Annotated in this window: 16 protein-coding genes and 1 pseudogene; 13 read left to right on the top strand and 4 right to left on the bottom strand. The window is 37.2% G+C overall.

Annotation, left to right across the window (positions count from 1 at the left end):
- The first annotated feature begins 92 nt into the window (after positions 1-92).
- The 6 genes from MW695_RS20265 (at position 93) to MW695_RS20240 (ending at position 13,714) form a co-directional block, all read left to right on the top strand.
- Positions 93-1,733 carry a sensor histidine kinase gene (locus MW695_RS20265; protein ID WP_247107308.1) on the top strand — a complete coding sequence of 547 codons (1,641 nt, stop codon included), beginning with the start codon at positions 93-95 and terminating at the stop codon, positions 1,731-1,733.
- Positions 1,734-2,000: 267 nt separating this feature from the next.
- A complete protein-coding gene (locus MW695_RS20260; RefSeq protein ID WP_306421249.1) occupies positions 2,001-2,966 on the top strand; it encodes an ABC transporter permease in 966 nt (321 codons plus the stop codon).
- Between the two features lie 14 nt (positions 2,967-2,980).
- Positions 2,981-3,859 (top strand): carbohydrate ABC transporter permease, encoded by an 879-nt coding sequence (locus MW695_RS20255; RefSeq protein ID WP_247107307.1) that lies wholly within the window; start codon positions 2,981-2,983, stop codon positions 3,857-3,859.
- Positions 3,860-3,982: 123 nt separating this feature from the next.
- Positions 3,983-5,536, top strand: a complete 1,554-nt coding sequence (locus tag MW695_RS20250) for an ABC transporter substrate-binding protein (protein ID WP_247107306.1) — start codon at positions 3,983-3,985, stop codon at positions 5,534-5,536.
- A gap of 413 nt (positions 5,537-5,949) precedes the next feature.
- Positions 5,950-12,015, top strand: a complete 6,066-nt coding sequence (locus tag MW695_RS20245) for a discoidin domain-containing protein (RefSeq protein WP_247107305.1) — start codon at positions 5,950-5,952, stop codon at positions 12,013-12,015.
- A 259-nt stretch (positions 12,016-12,274) separates the two neighbouring features.
- Positions 12,275-13,714, top strand: a complete 1,440-nt coding sequence (locus MW695_RS20240) for a glycosyl hydrolase family 28 protein (RefSeq protein WP_247107304.1) — start codon at positions 12,275-12,277, stop codon at positions 13,712-13,714.
- Positions 13,715-13,866: 152 nt separating this feature from the next.
- Here MW695_RS20240 and MW695_RS20235 read toward each other — a convergent pair whose 3' ends face one another.
- Positions 13,867-14,751: an AraC family transcriptional regulator gene (locus MW695_RS20235; RefSeq protein ID WP_247107303.1), complete on the bottom strand. Its 885-nt coding sequence runs from the start codon at positions 14,749-14,751 to the stop codon at positions 13,867-13,869.
- A gap of 107 nt (positions 14,752-14,858) precedes the next feature.
- On the opposite strand from MW695_RS20235, the gene MW695_RS20230 reads away from it, so the two are divergent.
- The 3 genes from MW695_RS20230 (at position 14,859) to MW695_RS20220 (ending at position 19,838) form a co-directional block, all read left to right on the top strand.
- Positions 14,859-15,974 carry a glycoside hydrolase family 88 protein gene (locus MW695_RS20230; RefSeq protein ID WP_247107302.1) on the top strand — a complete coding sequence of 372 codons (1,116 nt, stop codon included), beginning with the start codon at positions 14,859-14,861 and terminating at the stop codon, positions 15,972-15,974.
- Positions 15,975-16,159: 185 nt separating this feature from the next.
- Positions 16,160-18,232, top strand: a complete 2,073-nt coding sequence (locus tag MW695_RS20225; RefSeq protein ID WP_247107301.1) for a glycoside hydrolase family 31 protein — start codon at positions 16,160-16,162, stop codon at positions 18,230-18,232.
- Between the two features lie 28 nt (positions 18,233-18,260).
- On the top strand, positions 18,261-19,838 hold the full coding sequence (locus MW695_RS20220; RefSeq protein WP_247107300.1) for a glycoside hydrolase family 43 protein: 1,578 nt from the start codon (positions 18,261-18,263) through the stop codon (positions 19,836-19,838).
- A gap of 237 nt (positions 19,839-20,075) precedes the next feature.
- Here the strand turns inward: MW695_RS20220 and MW695_RS20215 are convergent, their stop codons facing one another.
- Positions 20,076-20,891 carry an SDR family NAD(P)-dependent oxidoreductase gene (locus MW695_RS20215; RefSeq protein WP_247107299.1) on the bottom strand — a complete coding sequence of 272 codons (816 nt, stop codon included), beginning with the start codon at positions 20,889-20,891 and terminating at the stop codon, positions 20,076-20,078.
- Positions 20,892-21,096: 205 nt separating this feature from the next.
- Positions 21,097-21,858: an SDR family NAD(P)-dependent oxidoreductase gene (locus MW695_RS20210; RefSeq protein ID WP_247107298.1), complete on the bottom strand. Its 762-nt coding sequence runs from the start codon at positions 21,856-21,858 to the stop codon at positions 21,097-21,099.
- A gap of 438 nt (positions 21,859-22,296) precedes the next feature.
- Here MW695_RS20210 and MW695_RS20205 point away from each other — a divergent pair, with 438 nt between their 5' ends.
- Positions 22,297-22,791 (top strand): hypothetical protein, encoded by a 495-nt coding sequence (locus MW695_RS20205; RefSeq protein WP_247107297.1) that lies wholly within the window; start codon positions 22,297-22,299, stop codon positions 22,789-22,791.
- Positions 22,792-22,861: 70 nt separating this feature from the next.
- Here MW695_RS20205 and MW695_RS20200 read toward each other — a convergent pair.
- A pseudogene (locus tag MW695_RS20200) lies at positions 22,862-22,996 on the bottom strand (transposase); the annotation flags it as partial.
- Here MW695_RS20200 and MW695_RS20195 point away from each other — a divergent pair.
- The 3 genes from MW695_RS20195 to MW695_RS20185 all read left to right on the top strand — a co-directional run bounded on the left by MW695_RS20195 (position 22,950) and on the right by MW695_RS20185 (position 24,867).
- On the top strand, positions 22,950-23,120 hold the full coding sequence (locus MW695_RS20195) for a hypothetical protein (RefSeq protein WP_247107296.1): 171 nt from the start codon (positions 22,950-22,952) through the stop codon (positions 23,118-23,120). The pseudogene MW695_RS20200 and the gene MW695_RS20195 sit on opposite strands and share 47 nt — an antisense overlap.
- Positions 23,121-23,322: 202 nt before the next feature.
- Positions 23,323-24,201 carry a GNAT family N-acetyltransferase gene (locus MW695_RS20190; RefSeq protein ID WP_247107295.1) on the top strand — a complete coding sequence of 293 codons (879 nt, stop codon included), beginning with the start codon at positions 23,323-23,325 and terminating at the stop codon, positions 24,199-24,201.
- Positions 24,202-24,444: 243 nt separating this feature from the next.
- On the top strand, positions 24,445-24,867 hold the full coding sequence (locus tag MW695_RS20185) for an NUDIX hydrolase (protein ID WP_247107294.1): 423 nt from the start codon (positions 24,445-24,447) through the stop codon (positions 24,865-24,867).
- Positions 24,868-25,099: the final 232 nt, after the last annotated feature.

Raw genomic sequence — 25,099 nt, 5'->3', positions numbered from 1 at the left:
AATTTAAAAGTGTGTTTATTCGCAATTTATGCCTTATTTTACTTCTCATTATTATCCCGTTTATGGGACTAAGCTATGTTGTTTTTTTTCAAATGAATATGGTTGTGGAAGAGGAAGTTTCAACAAGTAATCAAAGCTCACTTTATCGAACAGCGGATATTATTAATACAGTTATAAGAGATTCTAATCGGTTAGCTGCTCAGTTATCCCTACAAGCAGATGTGCAAACCTTCATGTTAAGTAATGGTTCGCAAGGTGCTAGGGAGCTAAGGATTGAAAATATGATTAAGATGTATACAAATACGTTTGACTATATTGACTCCATATACATCTACTCAGAGTTTAATCATAATATGATCGCAAAACAATTTATTGGCTCGGCTGATTTTTTTCAAGAAAAAAGCTGGTATGAGTACTATGAACCAATTGATACAAATCATATGTTTTTACAACCGAGAAAATTTAATAATCGCTTTCCTTATTATTTATCCTTGTATTACCCTGTTTTTTTATCGAATCAACAAAAGCTAGGTGTTGTAGTTATTAATATAAATATACAAGGATTACGGGATTTTATTGGACAAACGAATGATGGCATTTTTAATGATTTGTACATTATAGATAATAACGACAACACGATTATTTATAATGAGGATATTTATCAGTTTCAAATGAATTTTTATGATTTATATCCAGATATAAATCTTCAAGAAAGCAATACTTCCGAAACACAATCGATTAATGGAGAACAATTCATTATTTCAAAGACGGATTTACAAGCAAATGACTGGTCTGTTGTCTCATTTCAGCCCTTAACGACATATAAACAAAAAATAAATGAAATATGGAAGTTCATTATTATCTTTTTTTCTATAAGTATTTTCGTGGCGGTTATTATTTCTTTCATTATTTCCATGCGAACATATAAGCCAATTCAAAGCATCATTACTGCACTCAATGAACCGGATAGGTGGAAAGAAAATGAAGGTAGATTACAAAAAAATGAATTATACTATATAAATAAAAATATAGTAGATAATATGGATAAAAAGGTGAAATTAGAGGAAGAGTTAGACAAAAACTTGACGCATCTGAATAAAGCACAGACATTAGCATTACAAGCTCAAGTTAGTCCACACTTTTTATCAAATACACTAGAATCAATGAAGTGGATGGCAATGGGGCTAACGGGTGGAGAGAATGATATTTCAAAAATGGCATTTTCTTTATCACGCTTATTAAGATTGACACTAGGCTCTGGAAGTCAAGTTATCCCAATATCACTAGAAATAGAATTAAATAAAAGTTACATTGAAATAATGGAGACGCGATTTAAGGATAAATTTCTTGTTGAATGGGACGTCAATGAAACATTATTAGAGTATCAAACTGTTCAATTAACTCTTCAGCCGTTAATTGAAAACGCCTTTTACCACGGTATCAGGCCGACAGAGAATCAAGGAATCATTACGATTAAAATTTCAGAAGAGGCTTCAAATATTATCTTCGAGGTAGCAGATAATGGTGTCGGAATAGAAAAAGAGAAATTAAAGGAAATTAACCACCAACTAGATCAGCTATTTAGTGTAGAAGGAAATAGTGTTGGATTGCGTAATGTAAATCAGCGTATAAAGCTTATTTTTGGTGAAAGTTACGGATTGCAGATTACAAGTAAAAAAAATGACGGTACTAGAATAACCGTTAAGATTCCAAAGTATAAAAAGGCTACATGAAAACTGGACGAGATGCTCGTTCAGTTTTTTTATAAGGAGTCAGTTTGGGAAGGACGGTGAAGATGTGGGTTTATTCGAGGAGGGCGTCGGCTCAGTTCGTTACGCGTTTTTATAGTATAAATTCTGTACAATACGCAAATTTAGATACTTTTTCGTATGGCATAAGTTGATTTATTGAACAGAAAGTTAAATTTATAGAATATAAAAAAAACTTGTAAGCAGTTACAATTACTTTAACAAACAACAAGTATCTCGGGGGTGAGTTCAATGGCCATACAACCTAAAGTGTCTGAAGGAGAAAAGATACATATCGTAAACAAAAGAAGTAGAGTGAAACTATTTGTTAGAAAAAACATGCCTTTGTTTGCACTTACACTACCTGCGCTACTCTATTTTCTTTTATTTCATTATGCCCCGATGTTTGGAGTCATAATGGCTTTTAAGGATTTTAGATATAATCTAGGGATTATGGGGAGTCCATGGGTAGGGTTTAAGAATTTCGAGTTCTTTTTTACTTCAAATGACGCATGGCGAATTTTAAGAAATACCGTTTCGTATAGCTTTTTATTTATTATTGTAGGGAATGTTATAGCATTAACAGTGGCTCTACTATTAAATGAAATAAAAAATAAGTTTATGTTAAAAGTTCATCAAACTGCCATGCTTTTACCGAACTTCTTATCATGGGTATTAGTTGGTTTTCTTACTTACATTTTCTTAAGTCCAACGCACGGAGTAGTCAATCAGTTATTGGGAGAATTTGGAGCGAATTCGGTCAATTGGTACTCTGAACCAGGTCATTGGCCTTATATTTTGACGATCACGAATCTATGGAAAACGGTAGGGTTACAAATTTTAATCTATTACGCAGCGTTACTAGCTGTTGATCCTCAATTATATGAAGCAGCTAGAATTGATGGGGCAAGTAAGCTAAAGCAGGCTTGGTATATTTCTATACCTGCTGTACTACCAGTATTAACGATTTTGGCAATATTAGCGATTGGAGATACGTTCCGTGGTGATTTCGGTTTATTTTATCAAATACCACGAGATGTAGGACTGCTTTATCCTACAACAGATATTATAGATACTTATATTTTCAGAGGACTAAGAACCGGAGATTTAAGTATAACAGCTGCAGTTGGTTTATTTCAGTCAGTTGTTGGGTTAGTATTGATCCTTATTGTCAACTGGATTATAAGGAAAATTAAACCGGAGAATGCTTTATTTTAAAAAGGAGGGTCGATATGAAATCGGGTGGTAATTATAAGTTCTTTGTACATCTCTTTTTTATCTGCTTTACAGCCTTATTTATTATTCCTTTTATCTATTCTATATCCATTTCTCTTTCTAGTGAGGAAGTATTAAGCTCATCAGGATATCCGTTATTTCCATCAGAATTAGATTTTACAGCTTATAAAATTGTTTTTCAAAATATGGATCAAATTGTAAGGTCGTATGGAGTAACCATATTTACAACGTTTTTTGGAACCTTTTTAAGTATATTAGTTATGTCACTTTGCGCGTATCCTTTATCTCGACCAGATGTGAAGTGGAGATATTTCATCACATTTATTATCTTCTTTACAATGATTTTTGGTGGTGGATTAATACCAACCTATATTTTGATTACTCAGTATTATGGATTAGGAAATTCAATATGGGTTTATATCCTACCAACATTAGCTAATGCGTTTCACATTATTATTTTCCGAACATTTTTTATGGGTTTACCCTTTAGTTTAATTGAATCTGCTAAATTAGATGGAGCTAGTGAATGGAAGATATTTTTTAAGATTATATTACCTTTATCAACGCCTGTCATTGCAACAATAGGATTATTTAACTTACTTGCTCGCTGGAATGAATGGATGACTGCGTTAATTTATATAAGGGACCCAGAGCTATATACCCTTCAATTTTTGTTGCAAAGAATACTGATGGAGGTTGAATTTTTAAATAATATTGCACGAGAATTACCAATTGATATTGGTATCACAACAGTACCTTCGGAAACAGTGCGATTTGCAATGGCGATTATATCTGCTGGCCCTATGTTATTTGTTTTTCCTTTCTTTCAAAAATATTTTGCAAAAGGATTAACAATTGGTGGAGTAAAAGGGTAGCTTTATAAAGTACTAGCTTATTTTCATTTAAAGATGATAGCGATTACAAGGGCGTTTAGAGTTTAAATTACAGGTTAGGTTGCCTGGATTTAAATATAAAAAATAATAGGGAGGCAGTTACGAATGTTAAAAAGAAATGGACTTTTGGTATTTATTATACTCGTTTTTAGTATTACGGTTGTTGTAGGATGTTCGGGAAATGAGGAAACAAGCAAAGATGATGGAAGTAACAATCAAGAACAAAGCAATCAGAATAAAGAGGAACCTGAAGAGGTTACGTTAAAATGGTTAGTACCATCTATTGATCAGCCAGACCAAGAAAGAGTTTGGGCTGAATTCAATGAACTGTTACAAGATCATTTACCAAATACATCTGTAGAGTTTGAAAATGTTACAATTCCAGAATATGCAGATAGATGGCAACTAGTTGCTGCTGCACAAGAACCAGTTGATATTGCTTGGAGCTTTTGGAATACCCCTCTAGTTCAAGAAGTAGAGAAAGGTGCATATTTGGATATAACTGATTTAATGGAGGAGTATGCTCCCGATTTAGTGAATGAATTGGATCCTTCTCTGTTAGATTTAGGAAAAGTAGATGGGAGACAATACGCTATACCAAATTGGCAGCCAATGACAGAAATGCGTGTAACGATGAGAACTCTTAAAGAGAACTTTGAAGAATTCTGGAGTGTAGAGGAAGCGGAAGCAGCTTTCTATGGTAGAGATGAACGTCCATTAGATGAAGAAGGGTTTGAAGCATTAACAAGCTATTTCCAAAGACTGCAAGATGCAGGAAAGGAGTTTGAAGTAGATCCTAATCAAATTAACCAATTGCAAAGAGGACAAATTATTAGTGATCCATTTGTTATTCGAATGCAGGATGAGAACTTTGAAGTCGTTAACAAAATGGAGTTACCAGAACTGAAACTGTTTTTTGATTATACAAGAGAGTGGTATGAAAAAGGGTTTATTCGTCAAGATATAGTGTCTAATCCAGATGGTCATAGTACAAGTGAAGATGATGATTATATAAATTTCCATGCATACTTTCCAGGGGATGAGTTAGGTCAACCAGATACACAGTTTGTTCCACTAGACGAAAACTACTATATTGCACAGTTAATACATTCATCAAATACAGTGATTCCTAATTCAGCGGAGAATCCTGAGCGAGCTATGCAACTAATAGAGTTAATGCATACAGAAAAAGGGGAAGAATTATTTAACTTCCTATTATGGGGAATTGAAGGTGAACACTATGAAGTAGTCGGAGAGAACCGTATTGAAACCATTGGTTATGCTGGTGAGTTCCCTGCAAATCCTGGATCAGAAGCTGATTATGGGCTAACACATTACTTTACTGGTAACACATTATTAGCTTGGGAGACACAAGCAAATCCAGAAAATCACTGGGCTAAATTGCAAGAGTTACATGAAAACGCATGGACTTCCTCATTAATTGGATTTAAACCAAATTTAGAAGAAGTCCGTACTGAATATGCGCAAATTCAAACGATTTATGAAGAGTATTTTCAAACACTTTTATATGGGGTTAGTGCTGATTATGAAGATTTACTTGAACGAATGATTGAGAGCATGAATCAATCAGGAGCCCAAACGATCATGGATGAACTTCAAAGACAAGTGGATGAGTATGTAGAAGAATATGTGAAATAATTAAGGGAGTTATAGTTACCCGCTATTTTGAATAGTGGGTAACTATCTTAAACTCAAGAGTTACTTGACATTAAAGGTCGATTAGTTTTCAGGGTGATCTAGTATATGGTTTATTTAGTGAGAAGTAAATAATATTCGTGCGATAACAAATTAAAAGCACTTACATTATTGATCGTAAGAATTAAATATCAACTCTTAAAATCTTATGTGAGATACATTAATGAATAATATTCAATTAGATGTATCTCTTTGTATTGAATGAGAACTGCTTCTAACATCTTTACTTCAAGAGCAAGATAGATTTGAAGGAGGTGATAGAACATGTATTAACCGGAACGGTGACGGCTCATTGTTTTCAGGAATATATTTAGGAATTCGATACCATCATTAAGGAAGTAGAGGGAGGGAATGTAATGAAAGTTGTCAACAAGCGATGCTTACAAACAATTCGAAATTATTATTTGCCTTTAGTTGTATCCCTTTGTTTGGTAGCAATGATCTTATCTCTGTCACCCAAAGTATTGAAAGCGGAAGGTCCAGGTGAAGCAATTATGACAGACTATCTGCCTACTATCACTGAAGTAACTAATTCAAATGGTTTCACACATCCAGGGGTTGGACTCACGAAAGATATTCTTGAAAATATGAGAACGCAGATACGGGAACAAAATGAGCCATGGAATACTTATTTTAATGATATGCTGATGTCACCATCTGCCTCAAGGACCGTTTCATCAAGCAATCAGAGCAGTGAAGATCCAACAAAACCTGCTTCTGATGCTTTCAATAGCCAAGGTTTCCAAAATCGGTTTATTGCAGATGGATTGAAAGCCTATACTCAGGCAATTTTGTATTATGTAACAGGTGATGAGGTCTACCGGGAAAATGCGATGCATATTATCCGCATCTGGTCGCAAATGGATCCTGAGAAATACGTATATTATAATGATGCTCATATTCATACAGGTATCCCGCTTAATAGGATGGTAACTGCTGCAGAAATATTAAGGTATACAAGTAGTTCATCAGAAGAATTAGAGTGGACAGAAAAGGATACAGAGGATTTTACGAATCATTTAATTATGCCAGTAATCGATACGTTTCAATATAGTCAGCATCATTTTATGAATCAGCATAATTATCCGCTACTTGGAGCAATAGCAGGTTATATTTTTACTGATAACGAAGAGAGATATAATGAGGCTGTAGAGTGGTTTACCGTTAATAAGACAGCTAATAATCAGGGATTCAACGGATCTATTGAGCGTCTGTTCCGTTTAGTTGATACGAACGCAGTGACTGGAGAACAAGTAGAGCCACCAATCGTTCAGCATGTGGAGATGGGCAGAGACCAAGCACATGGAGCTGGTGATATAACGAATGCGACGATCGCTTCAAGAATGCTGAATGCCCAGGAAACGAAAGTGGACCCAATGGATGGTACAGTATCTACTGCGGAAAATGCTGTAGGGCCTTATGAGTTCTTAGATGATCGAATCTTAGCTGCAGCTGACTACTTCTGGCAGTTCTCTCTCGGCTATGACACACCGTGGACGCCAGTAGCTTATTCGATTGATGAAAATGGAGTTGTAAGAGGAACCTATGATCGAATTTCAACCCAATACTGGGGAAGGTTTAATACGGCCAATTTCTGGGATATGTATTATTATTATACCTACGAAAAAATGGAGGACGTGAAGGAGAAGGCTCCTTACTTTTATGAAGCTTTTACTAAGAAGCTTCCATCAAATTATTATTATAATGAAAATTTAACAATAAATTGGGATAACGTGGACGGCGGTGGTGACTTTTGGCTTTATATTCCTGAAGAGGCTGAGTCAAATGCCGATAACTATATTCCTAAACCGCAAACAAGTCCTTATTTAATTGAGATTGAAGACCGTTATACTGCATTCGATAAGAATCTTACAAAAACGAAGCAAGAAGGAGATATCTCCTTTATTCGGTTTCATGCAATGGAAGAGGGAACTAGAATTGCATTGATGAACGCCTCAACAAGTGGGAATACGATTGGATTTAAGGTTCGAACGAATGGTCCGGCTCAATTGGAAATGTCTCCAGGAATTAATGATACATTGATACTGCCCGATACGAAGGGGCAATGGCGGTATGTGACCTATACAATGGGAGACTTTCAAAGATTAGGTGACATGCTTTTCTTGAATCTAATCGGGGAAGCTGGAACAACAGTTGATATTGACCATATGAATGTTCAAGCAGGAACGCAACTGACCCCTCCAGTCTTTCAATCGGGTCATTCGGAAACGAGCATTGTTTCTTATTTAGGAGCGCCAATGAGTATGGATTTATCGGCTGAGAATTCTTCAAACAGTGATTTGATTTATGATAGTTCGAATTTACCGAAAGATGCTGAATTAGATTCAGATACGGGTGAATTTTCGTGGCAGCCGAATCAATCTGGTACGTATTCATTTATCGTTTCAGCTTCAGACGGCACTACGGTAACTGCAAAACATGTCCATATTTTCGTAACAGACGACCGTGAATCGGCAGTCCAAAAAGCTATAGCATCTTATAATCCTGTTACCATTTATGTGGAGGAATCGCTTGATCATTTCAATGGTGTATATGAAAAAACATTGGATAAGATAGAAACTGCGCCTGACGATGCTTTCATACAGCAATTACTAATCTTAAGAAGTGCAGCCGCAAGTCTGCAATTAACGACACCACTATTATCCGATGGTACTATGGATTACACGAATATTGTTACTTCTACCTTTGGTCAATCCATATACCTTCTGGCAGATAATGATAATGATACTTTTACGGGTTTCAGACAACATTCTGATCTGTACCATATTTTTGATTTTGGTCCTGATTTTAAAATTTCTGCAGACGCTTTTGGTATACAAAGCAGGATGAACTTCATTGATCGTGGGGCTGGTACGATCGTTCTTGGATCTAATGACAAAGAAAATTGGACTAGGCTTACTCCGGATGAAACACCATTTCAGAGTGACTTAGCGATTATTGATGTCGATGACGCATATAAAAATAACCAGTACAGGTTTATCAAAATCGAAATGATTAATCCGCATCCTGATAGTCTCCGAGGTTCCGTTCAAAATATAATGGAATTGGGGGAATTTAGAATATTTGGTGAGCGTCACGAGATTGATAACAAGCTTGAGTCTGTCTCCATTTATTCAGAGCAAAGCTTTAACGGAAGGATCTCAATGGGAGATACTGTAATCGTAGAAATGAAAGCAAAAGAAGCTATCGATAACGTACAGGTTGTGATCCAAGGTCAGGATGCATCAGTCAGCACGACAGACAATATCAACTGGACAGCCATAGCTACTATGAACGAAGGTTCGGAAACGGGTCCGGTTAACTTCTCAATTGATTATGAGCGAAGTGATGGAACGGCTGGAGATACAATGTATACAACAACTGACGACTCCACCCTGTTCCTTGCTAATGAGTCAAACTTGATCAGCAACGTCATTGAAATCACTGACATTACTGATTCAAGTGGTAGAAACCCGATTGAAGCGAAGGAGATGGCGACTCTACTATTTGATGAAAATCCAGATACGTCAACGGATTACCGTGTCAATGGAAGTGGCCACGGAGGATGGGTTACTTTCGACTTTAGAGAAGGCGGTTATGCGCAGCTAACAGAGGTGGAGTTGCTTGCTAGACAGGATCAGTACTTTGGTCGTATAGGAGGGACGGTCATCCAAGGTTCCAATGACGGTACATCTTGGACAACGATTTCAAATAGCGCAACGTCAACGAGAGAATGGCAAAATTTAACGATCAACAGCGAAGAGAAATACCGTTTTATTCGTATATATAATGGAGGAAATTGGTTTGGGAACATGTCAGAGGTGAGATTTCACGGGGATGCGGAGAATCCTAGTAAAATTGAATCGGCTTCCATAAGTTCATCTAATAGTCTCAAAAACAGGATCGTTCCAGGAGACGAGGTCCAATTAACCTTTAAAGCAACGGAACAAATAAGTGATGTTAATGTTTCAATCCAAGACTATACAGCAACCGTCATTAAAGAAGATGACCTCAATTATACAGCTCTGGCAACCTTAAACGAAGGTGTTGCAACTGGTTCGGTGAATTTTACGATTAACTATAACAAGGAAGATGGAACGTCGGGTCTACCAATTACGTCAACAACTGATAGTTCTTTATTATTTCTTGTTGACGAGTCACATTTAATTGAAAATGTGATAAGCATTACGGATCTCATGGACTCTACTTCTGGAAGAACTTCAGAACAAACATTGGAACAGGTTACGAATCTATTTGATGGCAATCCAGATACAGTTTCCGATTTCCGGTTAGGTACGGAAAACAACTCTGGAAATGGAAGCTATATCATTTTTGATTTTAAAGAAAACAATCAAGTGAGACTTTCAAGTGTAGAGCTTCTTGCAAGACAGGATCAATATTATAATCGAATAGGCGGTGCGGTCATCCAAGGTTCCAATGACGGTGAATCTTGGACAACTGTTTCAAATAGCGCAACGTCAACGAGGGAATGGCAAAATTTAACGATCAACAGCGAAGGGAAATATCGTTTTATTCGTATATATAATGGAGGAAATTGGTTTGGGAACATGTCAGAGGTGAGATTTCACGGGGATGTACTTGCGAAAGAGGATGTACTGATAGAGAATGTTTCGATTGAATCAAATAATCCTGATCATTCTTCGATTGCTTTACCGGGAGATACAGTGACACTAACGTTTATAACGGAAAAAATGTTAAGAAATGCTCGAGTTGTTTTCGGTGATAAAACAGTGGATGCAACTTCTGAAGACAACAAAAATTGGTCAGCTCAATATACAGTCGATATAGATAATTATACAGTTGGTAAAATTGATTTTGCTATTAAATCTGACAACAGTTCCATTGTTGAAAATACAAACGATGGTTCAGAGGTAATGGTCATTGATCCACTTGATGTTGCGATAGAAAAAGGTGAAAATGTAAAAGCTGGAGACTATACGAGACTCAGTCATTTTCTCTTTCATAAACAATTGGAGCTCGTTAAGGAAGAAATGAGTACCCAACATTATTCCGAAACAGGACTCGCAAAAAAGTTATATGATGTCAAAGTTTCCCTTGTTAAATCTCCTAAGTCGAAAATACCGATTACTCCTGAGATGGTAACAGCTTCCACGGAATCATGGGATGGAACAGCGAGTAAGGAAGAGAATGGATGGCGAGCATTTGATGGTCATTCAAATACATCACCTGACACGACTACTGCTGAAGGTTGGGTTCTAGTTGATTTGGGTGAAGGAAATCTTCAAGAGGTTTCAAGCGTTACATTTCTACCTAGACAAGGTCATCATGACCGAATGAACGGAGGAATAATCCAAGTATCAAATGATGGTATTCATTTCGAAGACCTGTACATGATTACTAATATTGATGAGGTCAAGTGGTATACTGTATTGATTGACAATGATCGGTCCTATCGATATGTACGCTATTTTTCTAACGGATTTGCAAATGTTGCAGAATTGGAATTCTACGCAAAAGATATTGATATAACACTATTAGAATATTTACAAGCTGAAACATCAAACTTTGATTCTAGCTATTATTCAGAAGAACTCCAAGCTGCCATTACGGAAGCGGAGACCCTTCTTGAAAATGCAGAAGTAACACAGACGGAGGTGGATGCCGTATCAGAAAGTTTACTAAAAGCCATTGAAACCCTTACTATAACGGTATTTGTAGGGCCAGCAGAACCAGACGGAAAGAATGGATGGTATACGTCCCCTGTTTTAATAACGATGAGTCCAGAAGCAATAGCTGAGTACAGCTTGGATGATGGGGAGAACTGGGTTTCATATGATGGTGCTATCGAATTAAAGACCGATGGAATCCATGAAATTTTGTACCGCTCCCAAAATAACCTAGATATAGTGGAACAATTAGAAATCCGTTTGGACATGACCCTTCCTCAGATAGATCTTACAGGAATTTCTTCTTATAAAATTTATGAGGAAATCATTATTACATGCGAAGCAGTAGATGAATTATCTGGTGTTGTTGGAAATCCATGTGAGGACCCTTTGCTTCAAGTGATGGCGTATGAACTTGCACCGGGCATGCACACGGAAACGATAGAAGTGGAGGATCACGCTGGAAATACGCAAGTTGCAGAGTTTTCATTTGAAGTGGAAGCGACATTTGATAGTTTATCTGTCCTATCTGAATTGCTTGTTGAAGAAAAAGGGGCAAATGGATCTAACGGCATTATTATCTCATTGCAGAAAAAATTAAGTAATGCTGAAAAAGCTAATGATAGAGGGAATGGTGAGGCTGCAATAAATAGTTTGCAATCTTATTTAGACCACGTAGATGACCTTTCCGGGAACAAGCTGTCTAAAGAACATGCACTACTATTGACTGGATGGGGAGAATGGCTACGAGATGAGATTCAAGGTGATAACTGATTAAAGAAAAAAGGAACGGAGATTATTAAGAAGGTGGGGTTGGTTCCTACCTTCTCTTTTATATATTTTGAAAATGAATGGATAAAATGGACCAATGTTAATTTAAGATACTTTTATCATTTTAAAGGTTCAAAAATGAAGAGGAAGTAAATTAATAGTAGTTTAAATAAGAGCTTCATCATACTACAATTTTTTTATAGCTATGAAAATGATTCACTGCAGTCTAGATCAACTATAACGATTAAAAGGAAGAGATACTATGGGTTCAATAAACGTGTTTAATCCTGCTAAAGAAGCAGTTGGGAATGATGATTTTTCTGTCAAGGTTAGATCAAAATCAAGTGATTGGCAAAAATTGTTCGTTTATGAAGTGAAAGTTGATATGCACGAAGTCCGGAAGGCATCTATGGTTACATTTGACATGGACGAACCAGTAGAAATCGAAGTAACTTGTCATTATACAAAAGAAATAAAGAAAGTAGATATAAGACCATTAGCCAAAAATGTAGCTTCTGAAAAAAATGGAAGTGTCATTCGTTTTTTATTGGAGGAGCCTAGTAAAATATCTGTTGAAATAAACGGAGATCGTTTCCATAATCTCCACTTATTTGCGAATCCAATGGAAAATAATATACCGAATGTTGAAGATCCAAATGTATTTGTCGTTGAACCAGGAATTCACCGTCCTGAAGACTTGTTACGTGATGTCCAGAAGCCTAATTCACTTGGGGAGGCTCCTACTATTATTTTCTTTCGGAAAGGGATGCATTATATAGAGCAAGTCGTTTTTAATATACCGTCAGGAAAAACCCTTTATTTAGAAGGGGGCTCTATTGTTGTTGGTTCCTTTCTATGTGATTCCGTAGAGGATGTTACGATTTGTGGGAGAGGTATTTTGTACTTAGCAAACTTCGAACGTTTTTCATCCTTACGAGGTGTTCGGATTCTGTTTTCAACTAATATCACAATTGATGGAATCATGACCATTGATCCACCTCATTATAGCATTTATATAGGGGAATCCGAAAATATTAAAATATCCAATTTTAAAACATTCAGTACACGTGGCTGGTCTGATGGGATTGATATGATGTCTAGTTCAAATATTGAAATAAATGATGTGTTCTTAAGGACATCGGATGACAGCGTTGCTATCTATGGAAGTCGTTGGGCATACTATGGAGATTCGAGAAATATTACTGTACGAAACTCGATTCTTTGGGCGGATGTCGCCCATCCATTAATGATTGGTACACACGGTGATGCTGAACGAAATGGAGACATTATAGAAAATATTTTATATGAAAATATTGATATTCTGGAACACCATGAACCTCAGCCTAATTATTGGGGTGCCATGACGATAAATGCAGGCGATAAAAATATAGTTCGCAATGTTACTTATAAAAGTATAAGGGTAGAGCATTTTGAACTCGGACAATTGTTTGATTTGCGTGTCGTTTGGAATAAAAAATATAATCCAGCCCCTGGTACAAGTATATCCAATATTCATTTTGAGAATATTGATTATCGTGGAATAACGGAAAACCCATCAAGAATATATGGATATGATAAGGGTCGAGAAGTAGAGGGTGTTACATTCAAAAACGTATCGATAAATGGGAAAGTTGTAATGAATGAAGAAGAAGCTAATATTAGTTCTAATCATTTTACGAAAAATATTACCTTTGAAAAATGATAAAAGGAGTTACAGCTGGAGCAATAAAATCACGAATAGAATGTTTTTCTCAGTTTAAAAGGCGTGAACTCGATATTGTATCGGGCTCATGCCTTTTTTATATCAGGATGATCTAAACATACTTACTCAAAGATGCTTCAAAGAAAGGAAGCTCAAGTGTCTTTTCTTAGTGATTCAATTGTAATTTGACGATATTTTCTAGGAGTCATTCCCATTCTTTTTTTGAAAAATTTTGTGAAGTAGGAGGCATCATGAATTCCTACTTTTATTCCAACAATCTCAATTGGTAAATTAGTATTGGCAAGTAATAAGCATGCTTCTTTCAGTCGCTTTGCCATTAAATAATCAGTTAGTGCATAACTTGTGTATTCTTTAAATAAATGAGAAATATAATATTTTGAAAGATGGAGTTCATTTGCCAAGGACTGTAATTCAAAATCTTCTTGATAATGCTCGTCGATCCAGTTAATGATCTTTTCAATATGATGGGTGGACTTTGTGTTAAATGTGTTTTTCATAAAAAATTTATTAGAAACCACTTTTTTTAAGGTGAGTAAAAATTGGATCAGTAACAGAGAAATTTCCTCTTCATATTCATTGTTATCATTCTTTTTAGTAATGACCTGTTTCGAAGTTTCGATTAATCCAATTAATAGTTGGAAATGGGTGGAGTCAGTATAGCAATGCTCTACTAATTTATTTTTCCACAAGTTCGTAAGGAAATGATTTAAGTAAGGAAACGAGTGTAGCTTCTTTTCAAAATAGGAAGGTTCAAAATGAAAAATAGTTCTTACATATTGTTGTGGATTTGATATTGTGACTCGATGTAATTGAAAAGGTTGAAATATATATAACGAATTCGGCTCTATTTCATAGTCTTTCTGGTTCACATTAATCGAACCAGTTCCTTCATGTACAAATAATAGTTCAATTCCTTGATGATAATGAAAGAAACCAGTGTATCCTTCATCGGCTCGTTCCATTAAGGTTGTCAAAATAGGAGAAGTATGAAAGTCAAAGTGTTCAAACTTATTCATTATTCTCATCCTCCAAATACAGCAATATAGTACTATTTTAACTTAACACATTTATACTTCAAAATCATGCATTTTGATAACATTCTCTTAAAGGAGAGTGAAGGTAAATGGAAGGAATGAATGATGCTTGGATAAATCAAGCATGGGAAGATGTTGTGAACAAAATGAATAGAACGAGTGATAGAATAGGGGCTTCTTTTCCACACGCTTCTTTTAACGGAACGTATGATAGTCCGGAATTGGATTGGTGGACAAATGGATTTTGGCCAGGTTTATTATGGATTATTTACCGTGAAGAGAGAAATGAAAAATTGAAAAGGTATGCTATTGAATGTGAGGAAAAATTAGATGAGGCATTACATCAATTTGTTGGGCTTCATCATGATGTTGGATTTATGTGGCAGCCATCTGCAGTTATGAATTATAAGCTTCATGGACATGAAAGGTCTAAAACGCGAGGTCTTATTGCAGCAAATATGTTAGCAGGACGTTTTAATTCGGTTGGAAACTACATTCGATCTTGGGATTTAGAAGGCTCTGAAGGATGGTCGATCATCGATACGTTGATGAACTTAAACATACTATATTGGGCATCAAATGAAACCGGAGACCCTCGTTATAAGCAAATTGCAGAAAAACACGCTAATACTGCGTTAGAGCACTTTGTTCGTGATGACGGTTCGGCTTATCATATCGTCAATTTTGACCCGTATACAGGAAAGCGTAAAAATACTTTAGGTGGACAAGGCTATGCCCCTGAATCTTCATGGGCTCGTGGGTGTGCTTGGGCAGTGTATGGGATGGCATTAAGCTATATGCATACCGGAGATGAACGGTATTTGGATTCAGCCAAAAAGTCAGCACATTATTTTCTCTTTCATACAAATGAAGACTTTATTCCTAATTGGGATTTCCAAGCACCACTTGAAGAAGCCCAAGTATTAGATACAACCGCAGCTTCATGTACTGCATGTGGCTTATTAGAAATCGCTCGTTATGTAGACTCCATTGAGGCGAAGCGGTATAGAAACACCGCAGCCAATATTTTACGTTCCCTTTATGAAAATTACGGAGCGTGGGATGAAGAAGAAGAAGGTTTAATTAAAATGGGAACAGCAAATAAGCCAAAAGACTTTGGAGTAAACGTGCCAATCATTTATGGTGATTACTTTTTTGTCGAGGGATTACTTCGTTTAAAAGGGAGAACAGACTTTTGTTGGTAGTTAGGATGTAATAAATAATTTGAACAAAGGACAAGTGTTATTTTTTTAAGAAGTAAGTTAGGTATGAGTCAAAGGAGTGAGTCGATTCTGCTCATTACACGTTTTTCTGAAAAGTTGACGACTTTCAGAAATACTTACGACTAATCGGCTGTATGCTTTGAAAACGAAATGAAGGAGGAGAAATGATGGAGGTAGTTGCAAATGGTATATGGAAATATAGATATGGAATACCTGAAAAACATACACCTGTTTCACTTAGAACAACTGAAATAAAAAAGGATTCCTTACAGCATATAAAATCCATGGGAAAATCTCCTATTTTAAAGGAGGATATTTCTATTAAAAAAACATTAAGAGGTGTACTGATAGAATTACCTCTTAAAGCTGAGGAACAAATTTACGGCTTTGGCCTTCAGCTCCACAGCGTAAACCAAACTGGACGTAAAAAGGTGATACGTGTAAACAGTGATCCAGTTGCTGATACAGGTGACAGTCATGCCCCAGTTCCATTCTATGTTTCTAATGCAGGTTACGGTGTCTTTATTGATACATTGAGATATGCCACCTTTTACGTTGGCTCAAATTTACGTAAAGGAAAGTCAGAAACGAAGAAGTTTGATGAGAAAAAGATTGGAACATCTGAAATAGAATTATATGGTTATCAAATTGCAGAGGGAGATCGAAATGTCATTGTTGATGTTCCCTTTGTTGAAGGAATTGATATTTATTTATTTGAAGGACCTAATATGAGAGAAGCTGTTCAACGTTACAACTTGTTTTCAGGAGGAGGTGTCTTACCACCAGCATGGGGACTTGGAATGTGGTATCGCGCTTATAGTGCAGCCGAAAGAGAGGATATAGAGAGACTAGCAGAAACATTTAGAAATGATCATATACCTGTGGATGTATTCGGAATTGAGCCTGGCTGGCAAACGAAAGCATATTCTTGTTCGTTTATATGGGATAACAATCGTTTTCCAGAGCATGAACAGATGTTGAAAGGTTTATATGATAAACAGTATCGAGTTAATTTATGGGAACATCTATTTGTTCATCCAACCTCACCAATATACCCGCCGCTAAAACATTTATCTGGAGATTATGAGGTTTGGGAAGGGTTAGTGCCTGATTTAGCTATGAAAGAAGCAAAAGATATTTTTGCAAACTACCATTTGGAGCAGTTTGTTGAGAAAGGGATATCTGGTTTTAAGTTAGATGAATGTGATAACTCTGACTTTGTTCACTCGAGTTGGTCCTTTCCTGAAGTAAGTCAATTTCCATCTGGTTTAGATGGTGAGCAGATGCACAACTTGTTAGGTAACCTGTATCAAGAAACGATCAACCAACCGTTTAAACAAATAGGAAAACGTACGTTATCTCAAGTACGTTCATCAGGAGCATTGGCATCTTCTTACCCATTTGTTTTATATAGTGACTTATATGATCACAAGGTTTTTGTACGAGGAGTCGTGAATGCTGGCTTCTCAGGATTACTCTGGGTTCCAGAGGTGAGACAGGCATCTTCGTCGGAAGATTTAATCCGTCGAATTCAAACGGTTATTTTTTCACCACATGCACTATTAAACTGCTGGCGAATTCCGAATCCACCTTGGATGCAGGTTGATCGTGAGAAAAACATAAATGGAGAATTCCATGAAAACTTTGAGCATATAAGAGATATATGCAAGAGGCTATTTGAAATAAGAATGTCTCTCATTCCTTATTTATATGCAAGCTTTGCCAATTATTATTTTAAAGGAATTCCTCCGTTTCGGGCTTTAGTGATGGATTACCCAAACGACCCTAATACGTATGATATAGATGATCAATACATGATGGGTGAATCGATTGTTGTTGCGCCATTAATTACAGGTGAAACAAGTAGATGTGTCTATTTGCCAAAGGGGAATTGGAGAGACTTCTGGACACATGAACATTATGAAGGCGAGAAAACATACAGGATTACCCCTGACTTAGAAAGAGTCCCTGTGTTTGTCAAAGAAAATACCCTTCTTCCATTGGCAAAACCTGTTCAGTACATATCTGATGAGACAGTATTTGCATTGAACGTAAAAGTATTTGGAGATGCTCCAGAGGAAATGCATTTATTTGAAGATGATGGTATTTCTTATGACTTTGAAAAAGGAGTATACAACAAAGTAAGTTTGAGCTGGGATCCAAAGAGTAATGGGACTGTTCATCGTACAGGGAACTACTCAGGAAAAAGATATCAAATCATAAGCTGGGAAAAGGTATAAAAATAAGCTTCGCTAAAGGATGGTCATCATGATAAAAAATCCAATTTTAAAAGGCTTCAGACCAGATCCATCAATGATTCGCGTTGGAGACGAGTATTATATTGCAACCTCAACATTTGAATGGTTTCCAGGAGTGCAAATCCATCATTCAAAGGATTTAGTCAATTGGATGCTGCTTACTTATCCTTTAACACGAACATCTCAGTTAGATTTACGAGGTGTTCCTAGTTCAGGTGGGGTCTGGGCACCGAACTTAAGTTATGATAATGGTACGTTTTATTTACTATATACAAATGTTGTTAATCGAACGGGTGCTTATAAAGATGCCCACAACTATCTTGTTACAGCCAAAGATATTAATGGACCATGGTCAGAATCAATATATTTAAATAGTAGTGGATTCGATCCAGCATTGTTCCATGATGAAGATGGTCGTAAATGGCTATTGAATATGCAATGGAATTTCCGAAATAGTAATCGGCGTTTTGATGGAATTTTATTGCAAGAATATAGTGAAAAGGAACAGAGGCTTATCGGACCCGTTCATAAAATAATTGACGGTGTTGATCATTGGGTAAAAGAAGGATCAAATATGTATAAACGTGGTGAGTATTACTATATCATTATTGCAGAAGGGGGAACTGGATTTAACCATTCTGTAACGGTTGCTCGCTCAAAAACGATTACTGGACCATATGAGATGGATCCAAACGGACCAATACTTACGACAAGACATAATCCTGATCATTCTCTCCAAAAGGCAGGTCACGCTTCCATCGTAGAAACTCAAACTGGAGATTGGTATATTGCCTATCTTTGTGCCCGGACATTGCCAGGTAGGAAGCTTTGCCCATTAGGGAGAGATACAGCCATACAGAAATGTTACTGGACAGAGGATGAATGGATTAGACTACCTGAGGGTAGGACTGAACCGAAACTTTTAGAAGAACGCCCTAATTTACCATTACACCTTTTTGCAGAGGATCATGATAGGGACCATTTTGATGGAACGGAATTAAGTATTCATTTTCAAACGTTACGTGTTCCTGCAGAAGAGAGTTGGCTTAGCTTGCGGGAACGAGATAGTTTTTTACGAATCTATGGTAGGGAATCACTAACCTCTTTACAAAATCAAAGCATTGTCGCTCGTAGATTAGAAGACTTTGAGTGTGAAATTGAGACATGTGTTGAATTTTCTCCCGATCATTTTATGCAAATGGCTGGACTCATATTATATTATGATGAAAATGATCATTTTTATTTGCGTATTAGTCATGACGATAAAGTTGGAAAAAATATTAGTGTTATGTCAATGAATCAAGGACACTATTACGAATACGTTGAGGATATGGTTTCCATTGAGAAATGGGAGAGGTGTTATTTAAGAGTATCTATTCAAATGGACGATGTGCAGTTTCTATTTTCGAAGGACGGAGAAGTTTGGCAGATGATTGGGCCCAAGCTGGATTTTGGACAGCTTTCTGATGAGTATCAAGGGAAACTAGGTTTTACAGGTTCATTAGTCGGTATGTGTGTACAAGATATGAGTGGCAGTAAGAAATTTGCAGACTTTGATTATTTTCAGTTTAAATCTTTAGAAACGTAATTGAATAAAAAGTACTCATTTATCTAAACATTCGGATGAATGGGTGCTTTTTATTTTGGTAGATATATTAAACATAGCTTCGCTTATCATGCGAGATATTAGTGTCCGACCAGCCAAATTAAGTTTTAAGCAAGTAGGGGTTGAGAACAGTTTTAGCTGACGGGAGCCTCCTCCTACGGGCAGTATGCTCTATTCCGGCTACCATAATAATGGTCAACCAGAAATATCTGGCTGACCTTATAATACGAACGTGCAGGTTCGTGTAATAACACAAATATATTGTAAATGATATCCATTTATCATGAGTTTTTCGCGGTTTGTTGCTTCGGCACGAGCTTTGCCAACGTTCTCAAAAAGACCCTGCAAGTCTTCCTGCGAGAAATGGCGCGGGAGATCGGTAAGACTATTCCCGGGCATCACCGAAGCAGCTCGGATGCCACGATTACGATGCCGTTTATCGAATTCCACTGCAAAGAGAGAAGTGGCCGTTTTCGATCGGCCATAGGCGACAAATGAGTCGTATTCCTGTTGCTTGAAATTCGGATCGTCTAGGTCAACATCGGCAACGCGATGAGCTTGGGAAGACAGCACCACCAAGCGTCCGTTATCAACGAGTAGTGGCTCAATGAGATTGATTAAAGCAAAATGGCCAAGATAGTTTGTCGCGAACTGAGTTTCGAAGCCGTCGACCGTCCGAGCGAACGGGGTTGCCATGACGCCAGCGTTGGCGATGATGGCGTCGAACCGCTGACCTTTGGCCAACAGTTTATCCGCGCAGGTGCGAACGCTTTGCAAGGATGCGAGCTCGAGCTCGACCAACTCTAGGCTACCACCTCCTTGTGCCGCGGCGTCAAGGATCGCTGAAGTGGCTGTTTCGGCTTTGGCGAGATCTCTAACCGTGCCGACGACACTGGCGCCGTGTGAGACCAGTGAGCGGGCAGTTTCGAGGCCGATGCCCGATGATACACCTGTAATAAAAAATCGCTTTTCCTTAAGGACAACGCCAGAGAGCACCTGATCGGCAGTTGACTTTGCACTGAATCTTCTAGTCATATATAGTCTCCTTTACTTGCTTATTTATTATAAACGTTGCTCTTCATCGGCCAACCTTTGACGTACCGATGAAGAGCGCTTCACTACATCAGATCGGTAAGGTCAAGGATCACAATATAATCCTTGATTGGTTGACTGTGATCATAACTCGGGCACTCCACAATACTTGGTAGATGTTCATGTATGGACACTGTTCCAGATCGTTTTAGATTCCGATACCGCCGTCTATATTGATGGTCTCTCCGGTGGTGTAGCCCCCATGTGGTCCGGCAAGGAAGCAGACGACTTCTGCCACCTCTTCAAGGGTTGCAATGCGACGGATTGGAATCATGTCTAGAAAGGTTTCAAGAGGTGGAAGATGATCGGCCACACCCTTATTCATGTCTGTGGGCATGACGCTCGGTTGCACGACATTCACAGTGATATTACGGGGACCAAGGTCGCGCGCGATTCCCCTCGCATATCCGACGAGTGCCGCCTTCGTTCCGGCGTAGTCGGCGACCCCTCTAAAGGGCACGTAATCGCCGAGTCGGGAGCCGATAAAAATAATGCGACCTCCTTCCGCTAGTTGGGGTGCCGCCGCGCGGGTATTGGCGATCGATCCCATGACATTGACTTGCCACTGCTGATTGTATTTCTCTTCGTCCAAACTGGAATCATCTACCATTTGGCCCTGCTCTGTGATGCCAGCATTATTCACAAGGATGTCGAGCTTGCCGAATTCAGCAATCACCGAGTTAATTAGGGGCTTGGCGGAAGAAAGATCCGCTTGGTCACTTTTGATGGCCAATGCACGTACTCCCTTGACCTTCAAATTCTCCACGACAGCCGCCGCCTTTTCGTCCGAAGCCGCGTAGCTGATCGCGACATCCGCTCCGTGATCGGCAAACGCTTCAGCCGTAGCGGCGCCAAGCCCACGTGAGCCGCCCGTAATGAGGACGACTTTGCCCTTCAATGGTTTCTGCATAAAAAGAACCTCCTTTCAATGATTTCTGCATGAAAAAATCCACTCTGTAACTCTCTAGGTGCACCGCCCCGGGATTGGCGAAATTTCATAACGATCGTTATGATAAGTTTTTCTATACAATTATGTGCACAGTGTCAAACAATCAACTTCAGGGGGATTAAGTGACGTCACGTCCGATGATGCGTCGCGCTTAGGCAAGACTGACCAGCAGCTTGGGAACACTTTGCCCGCCAATGATTTCTGCATGAGAAAGAATTACTCTGTAACTCTCTGAGTGTAGATTTGAAATAAAGACACGACGTTTATAAAAAAATTGATTAAAAACCCTGTATTGCAGGATTTTTTCTTGTTCCACAAACGGCCCTAAGTAAGTGTATTTTTTGTTAATATCTACTAATGATATAATTAATTATTAAATTAGAATTATTTGGAGGAACTATGCTTACATTTGAACAAAAACTTGCAATTATCGAGTCTTTCCCAGAATTAGAACGCCACGATGTATCGCTCAATCGTGTTAATTTTCATTATTTGGGAGGCGCCAGTGATAAAAAAAATGTCGTATACCATCTGCATCCAAATGGCAATGGGTTTGTTTATGCTGCAACACTTAAAGTACCGAAAAAAGACCCTAAAGGGATGGTTAATATCCGTAATTTTTCTGAAGAAGAATTACGTTCGATCATTGAACGCTCAATTGACTCTCTACAATCAAACGCAGTTAGAGAAATAGAGGAAACTCTTCAAAATATTGATGAAATCTGGATGGACAAAGAAGGGCATAAGCTTACTATTATTCTTGAAGATGACATGTGGAACGTCTATGCAGGTGAACAACTAGATGGAACGTTTCCATCGTATAATGAAGCGAAGCAATATTTACTTGAAGAAGGATTTAAGCCGAAGCGAAAGTTTGATAAACAAACGAATTAATATTATTAACGAGGAAGAGATGGCCAGAAATGTGACCAACTCTTCCGTCCTTACTCATTCTATCGTGGAACAGCTTCTTGGGATGATCAAATCGATCAATTTCCCCAATCTCGGATATAATCGTTGCCGCGATTTTTTCTCCGATACCAGGAATTGATTTGATAATTTCATATTCTTCAACTTCTTGCGCAAGGGCATTTATCTCTTGGCAGTATGGTGATTTATGGCATTGGACAGAGCTTCAATACAGTGAGGATAAGCATGGTAAGTTAAGAAAGCAAATAACAAAGAAATTAGTTGAAATAATGAAAGAGAAATATGGTGAATAGACCTTATCTTCTTTGACTAAAGCAGCTAATAGTTTATCAAAATGAATGATTAGATCTTCAGCTATTGGGAGCATTCCTACAAAAAGGGGTGCTTTTATCTTTGTCAATAAAAGGAAAATTAATGTTAAACTATAGGAGCAGTTTGCTTTAAGAGAGAGAGCATTTGGGTTTAATTAAATAAAATATAATGAGGGGGATTTCAATGAAATTCGTATATAAAACTTTCGATAGTTCTTTTTATGAAACCGTTTGTGATTTCTTAATCGAATTATCAAAAGATGACAGCAAACATATTAATTGGAATTGGGCAAGGTGGGAATGGATGGTATTTCATCCTGAGTTTGATAATAGTTTTGCTGATAAAATAGGTTTATGGTTCTATAATAATGAATTGGTAGGTATGACAACTTATGACCATTACTTTGGAGAAGCCTTTTATGCAGTTAAGAAAGGCTATGAAGTGCTGGAAAAAGAAATATTAGAATATGCTATTACAAACTTTAGTAACGAAAATGGATTAGGTATTGCAGTAAATATCACTGATAGTCATACAAAAAATTTATTGCTTAGTTATGAGTTTGTTAAAGATAAAAACACTGAAAACATACTTGAGAATATATTTGAAGAAAGAAGTTTTGATTACACTCTTCCTAAAGGGATAGAAGTAAGAAACCTTGACATCCAAAATGATTTGTATAAGCATCATAAAGTATTATGGTATGGATTTGAAAACGATGGCGATTTGCCCATTGATGAACAAACTATTGATAAACAAAAAAGAATGTTATCTGCTTCCCATTTAAACTCATATCTGCATGTAGTCGCAGTAAATGAAGATGGCGAATATGTTGCTTACTGTGGATGTTGGTACAATTCCAAAACTGATTATGCTTATGTAGAACCTGTATGCACAGTTCCTCATTACCGCAAAATGGGGATTGGAAAAGCATTAGTTTTGGAAGCGTTAAAAAGGTGCTATTCCGAAGGTGCTAAGAAAGCATATGTGATTTCCGATGCCCCTTTTTATAAATCTTTGGGATTTGTTCAACATTCTCACTACAATTTTTACTGGAAAAACTAAATAAGCATTCTATTATGAAAGCCATTTGTGACCAAATTCACTTAAACTAAAGAGAGCGATATTTTAACAAGGCATCACTTGCCTTGTTCAGCTAACGGGACAGTTTACTGAAAGAAGGAAATATTTAACTCAGTACAGAATGTAAGTTAGAAAAGGGGAAAGGTGGAAAGTTTATATGAACAAGCATTACAGGGATTAACCAAGAGTTGCGTATACATAACAAAAATACAAGGAGTGTGTTCAATGAAAAGAGTAGATGTGGTATATTCACTTATTTATGATGCAATACAAGAAAAAGTTTTAATGGTTAAAAACACTAAATATGATAACTGGTCTTTACCAGGTGGCTCTGTTGAACCAGGTGAAACTCTATCACAAGCTGCTATACGCGAAGCTAGAGAAGAAACTGGTTTAACTATTGAGATCGACCACATACTTACTGTAAATGAAGCTTTTATGATGAATGATAACAATCATGCAATTTTTATAACATTCAAAGCAAGAATATTAAGCGGTGAAATTTCAATACAAGATACTGAAACAATATCAGAAGTAAGATGGGTGAGTTTAAAAACAGCTGATGAAATGATGCCATATCATAAAAATGGGATTAAATATTTGTTGGATAAATCAGTTCCATATGTATTTCAAGGAGTGGTGAGCTAATAAAAACCTTATTAAAAGACCTTACTTTTAAAATAGGTTATAGGCTTTTTTTTAACTCTTGGAAGTAAGTCTGGTGACATTGTGAATAAAAATACTTAAGCTAACGGGAGCGATAGTGTAACAATTGCTATCGCTTATTGTCTAACGGGCAGTTTAGCACAAGAGAACGAGTTAGAAAGAATTTATAATAGTATGGGGGAATAAAAGATGGATTGTGTTTTTTGTAAGATTG

Source organism: Halalkalibacter sp. APA_J-10(15) (genome assembly GCF_023017105.1).
Taxonomy (GTDB): Bacteria; Bacillota; Bacilli; order Bacillales; family Bacillaceae_D; genus Halalkalibacter.
The sequence above is the reverse complement of the archived record's forward strand: the minus strand, read 5'-3'. Positions and strand labels throughout refer to the sequence as shown.

Bases quoted from the DNA above. Each gene is read 5' to 3' on its own strand.
- MW695_RS20235 (WP_247107303.1), bottom strand. From the start codon at position 14,751: ATGAATAAGTTTGAACACTTTGACTTTCATACTTCTCCTATTTTGACA.
- MW695_RS20205 (WP_247107297.1), top strand. From the start codon at position 22,297: ATGCTTACATTTGAACAAAAACTTGCAATTATCGAGTCTTTCCCAGAA.
- MW695_RS20250 (WP_247107306.1), top strand. From the start codon at position 3,983: ATGTTAAAAAGAAATGGACTTTTGGTATTTATTATACTCGTTTTTAGT.
- MW695_RS20220 (WP_247107300.1), top strand. From the start codon at position 18,261: ATGATAAAAAATCCAATTTTAAAAGGCTTCAGACCAGATCCATCAATG.
- MW695_RS20240 (WP_247107304.1), top strand. From the start codon at position 12,275: ATGGGTTCAATAAACGTGTTTAATCCTGCTAAAGAAGCAGTTGGGAAT.
- MW695_RS20185 (WP_247107294.1), top strand. From the start codon at position 24,445: ATGAAAAGAGTAGATGTGGTATATTCACTTATTTATGATGCAATACAA.
- MW695_RS20265 (WP_247107308.1), top strand. From the start codon at position 93: ATGAATATGGTTGTGGAAGAGGAAGTTTCAACAAGTAATCAAAGCTCA.
- MW695_RS20215 (WP_247107299.1), bottom strand. From the start codon at position 20,891: ATGACTAGAAGATTCAGTGCAAAGTCAACTGCCGATCAGGTGCTCTCT.
- MW695_RS20210 (WP_247107298.1), bottom strand. From the start codon at position 21,858: ATGCAGAAACCATTGAAGGGCAAAGTCGTCCTCATTACGGGCGGCTCA.
- MW695_RS20245 (WP_247107305.1), top strand. From the start codon at position 5,950: ATGAAAGTTGTCAACAAGCGATGCTTACAAACAATTCGAAATTATTAT.
- MW695_RS20225 (WP_247107301.1), top strand. From the start codon at position 16,160: ATGGAGGTAGTTGCAAATGGTATATGGAAATATAGATATGGAATACCT.
- MW695_RS20260 (WP_306421249.1), top strand. From the start codon at position 2,001: ATGGCCATACAACCTAAAGTGTCTGAAGGAGAAAAGATACATATCGTA.
- MW695_RS20190 (WP_247107295.1), top strand. From the start codon at position 23,323: ATGAAATTCGTATATAAAACTTTCGATAGTTCTTTTTATGAAACCGTT.
- MW695_RS20230 (WP_247107302.1), top strand. From the start codon at position 14,859: ATGGAAGGAATGAATGATGCTTGGATAAATCAAGCATGGGAAGATGTT.
- MW695_RS20255 (WP_247107307.1), top strand. From the start codon at position 2,981: ATGAAATCGGGTGGTAATTATAAGTTCTTTGTACATCTCTTTTTTATC.